Origin of the sequence: Geobacillus sp. ZGt-1 (assembly GCF_001026865.1) — a bacterium.
GTDB classification, from domain to species: domain Bacteria; phylum Bacillota; class Bacilli; order Bacillales; family Anoxybacillaceae; genus Geobacillus; species Geobacillus thermoleovorans.
The window spans coordinates 40774-43932 of record NZ_LDPD01000028.1; the positions used below are offsets into that span (position 1 = coordinate 40774).

At 55.8% G+C, this 3159-nt stretch carries 3 protein-coding genes; all 3 read right to left on the reverse strand.

The window, feature by feature from the left end:
* Nucleotides 1–172: 172 nt before the first annotated feature.
* Entirely contained in the window at nt 173–802 is a 630-nt protein-coding gene (upp, locus tag VU18_RS14660) for a uracil phosphoribosyltransferase (RefSeq protein WP_011232835.1), read from the reverse strand.
* Nucleotides 803–953: 151 nt separating this feature from the next.
* On the reverse strand, nt 954–2192 hold the full coding sequence (glyA, locus tag VU18_RS14665; protein WP_011232836.1) for a serine hydroxymethyltransferase: 1239 nt from the start codon (nt 2190–2192) through the stop codon (nt 954–956).
* Nucleotides 2193–2284: 92 nt separating this feature from the next.
* Complete coding sequence (locus VU18_RS14670; protein ID WP_013524809.1) at nt 2285–2863, reverse strand: TIGR01440 family protein; 579 nt, start codon at nt 2861–2863, stop codon at nt 2285–2287.
* Between the last annotated feature and the right edge of the window lie 296 nt (nt 2864–3159).

Here is a 3159-nt window from a genome sequence, read left to right on the forward strand (position 1 = left end):
TTCTTCGTTGCATCTATATATATACTTGGCTTTGCAAACGGAGCGGTTTCTCAGCGCCATCTTTCTGCCGCGGCCTATTCGATGCAAGCGCTTAACTGACGCATGGGCAAGGCACCCTCTCCGCCGCTCGATGGAATGCGAACCCCGCGCGGCGCGGAGCGCCTTGCAACTGTTATTTTGTGCCAAACAGCCGGTCGCCGGCGTCGCCGAGACCAGGGACAATATAGCCGTGGTCGTTCAACCGCTCATCAAGGGCAGCGATGTAAATGTCCACATCCGGGTGGGCCGTTTCCACCGCTTTGACTCCTTCCGGCGCCGCGATCAGGCACATAAATTTAATGCTTTTCGCTCCCCGCTTTTTCAGCGCATCGATCGCCGCCACCGCTGATCCGCCGGTTGCGAGCATCGGGTCGACGATGATAAAATCGCGCTCTTCGACATCGCTCGGCAGCTTGACGTAATATTCGACCGGCTTTAATGTTTGGGGATCGCGGTACAAGCCGATATGGCCGACTTTCGCCGCCGGGATGAGCTTCAGGATGCCGTCAACCATGCCGATGCCGGCGCGCAAAATCGGAATGACGCCCAGTTTTTTGCCGGCGATCACTTTCGCTCTAGCTTTACTGACGGGGGTTTCGATCTCGACTTCCTCAAGCGGCAGATCGCGTGTAATTTCAAACGCCATCAACGTCGCCACTTCGTCGACAAGCTCGCGAAATTCTTTCGTGCCCGTATTCTTGTCGCGAATGTAGGTCAATTTATGCTGGATGAGCGGATGATCAAAGACGTACACTTTTCCCATGGGTCAACTCTCCTCTTCCGTATGTATGCGCTGCACTTCTATACATTCTACTGGAAAACGAGCGCCTATTCAACTGCCGAACGAACGGAAAAAGGCGCACCGCCAAATCCGGAGGCGGTGCACCGTACGGTTTCGGACGAAGCGGCGGCGCTTAGTCTTGATAGAGCGGAAACTTTTCCGTCAAAGCGGCGACGCGTTGGCGCGCTTCCTCAAGCGCTTGTTCGCTGCCGACGTTTTTCAGCACAAGGCCGATGATGGCGGCGATTTCGTCCATCTCTTCCAATCCGAAGCCGCGCGTCGTGACCGCGGCCGTGCCGATGCGGATGCCGCTTGTGACAAACGGGCTTTCCGGATCGTACGGAATCGTGTTTTTGTTGACCGTAATCCCGACCTCATCGAGCACTTTCTCCGCCGTTTTCCCGGTCAGCTGCTGCGGGCGCAAATCGACAAGCAGCAAATGGTTGTCCGTGCCGCCGGAAATGAGAGTGAATCCTTCGTTTTGCAAGGCGGCTGCGAGCCGTTTGGCATTCTCCACGACGCGCTTCGCGTAGACTTTAAAGTCGTCTTGCAACGCTTCGCCGAGCGCGACGGCTTTGGCGGCAATGACATGCATGAGCGGGCCGCCTTGAATGCCAGGGAAAATGGCTTTGTCGATCTGTTTGGCGAACTGCTCCTGGCATAAAATCATCCCGCCGCGCGGACCGCGCAGCGTTTTGTGCGTCGTCGTCGTAACGAAATGGGCGTACGGCACTGGATTCGGATGAACACCTGCCGCAACAAGACCGGCAATATGGGCCATGTCAACCATTAAATAGGCGCCGACTTCATCGGCAATCTCGCGGAACTTGGCGAAGTCGATGATGCGCGGATAGGCGCTCGCGCCGGCGACGATCAACTTCGGCCGGTGAAGGCGCGCTTTTTCGCGCACGTCGTCATAGTCAATGACATGCGTTTCCGGATCGACGCCGTATTCGACAAAATTGTACTGAATGCCGCTGAAATTGACCGGGCTGCCGTGCGTCAAATGGCCGCCGTGCGACAAGTTCATGCCAAGCACCGTGTCGCCGTGCTCAAGAACGGTGAAATAAACGGCCATGTTCGCCTGCGCCCCGGAGTGCGGCTGGACGTTCACATGCTCCGCTCCAAACAACTGCTTCGCTCGCTCGCGCGCCAAATCTTCGACGATGTCGACATATTCACAACCGCCGTAGTAGCGGCGTCCCGGATAGCCTTCCGCATATTTGTTCGTCAGCACCGACCCTTGCGCTTCCATGACCGCGCGGCTGACAAAGTTTTCCGAGGCGATCAGTTCAATTTTCGCATGTTGCCGCTTCCGCTCTTGCTCAATAGCGGCGAACACTTGCGGATCTTGTTGTGGCAAGTAATTCATCAATAGCTCCCCCTTATGCGAAATCAGTGAATATTCGTTTTTATTTTATCAGCTTCAGCTAGGCAAATTCAAAGAAAAAATGAATGAAACCGCTAGAAAGAACAGGAATCATTCGGATTTTCCAACGAGTAGACCGCTCGGGCGCCGCCGATCAGCTTCGGCCGCGTTTTCGCCAGCGTCACGCACGCCGATCCAATGTGCTTCACCGAAACGCGCACGGGAACGGCAACCGGCTTCAAATGCATACCGATGAGCGTATGGCCGATGTCAATGCCGGCATCGGCGCGAATCGCCTCGACAACGACCGGGTCAGCGAACTTTCGATAGGCGTAGGCGGCCATCGCCCCACCCGCTTTCGGCACCGGAACGACCGAAACGATCTCCAGCCCGTGAGTTTTGGCGGTTTCCCGTTCGACAACAAGCGCCCGATTTAAATGTTCACAACATTGAAACGCGAGCGCAATGCCGGTTTCGCGCCGCCACGCGTCAAGCTCGGCAAACAGCATGGCGGCAACGTCCATCGATCCAGCCGTGCCGATCCGCTCGCCAAGCACCTCGCTCGTACTGCAGCCGATCACAACGACATCGCCGCGGCCAAGCGGAGCCTGTTTGCGAAACTCATGCAAGATGGCTTGCCATTGCTGCCGCCATTCGGTCAATCGTGCGTCCATGTCCTCTTCCCCTCCTTCGTTCGTTTTTATCCACGCTGCCGTTGACGAACACTGGCACTTTCGACGGTGATTCGTCAAAACCGGGTCCGGCTCCGGGGATGCCTGCGATACTCACGAATATGGAGTTTTCCTAGAAGGCTGATGAAAAAACAACCGTTTCCCCTGAATCGACAGTTCTCAAGTGAAGAGAACGAAACGCTTGCCGACTACAGCAGAAAAGCTGGGAACAGAGCCTTCTCAACAGGTTTTTATTGATTAATCAACACGCCTGACTTTTTGAACGCTCTCCCACCTAC

Coding starts and splice junctions, on each gene's coding strand:
- upp (WP_011232835.1), bottom strand. CDS start 802: ATGGGAAAAGTGTACGTCTTTGATCATCCGCTCATCCAGCATAAATTG.
- glyA (WP_011232836.1), bottom strand. CDS start 2,192: ATGAATTACTTGCCACAACAAGATCCGCAAGTGTTCGCCGCTATTGAG.
- VU18_RS14670 (WP_013524809.1), bottom strand. CDS start 2,863: ATGGACGCACGATTGACCGAATGGCGGCAGCAATGGCAAGCCATCTTG.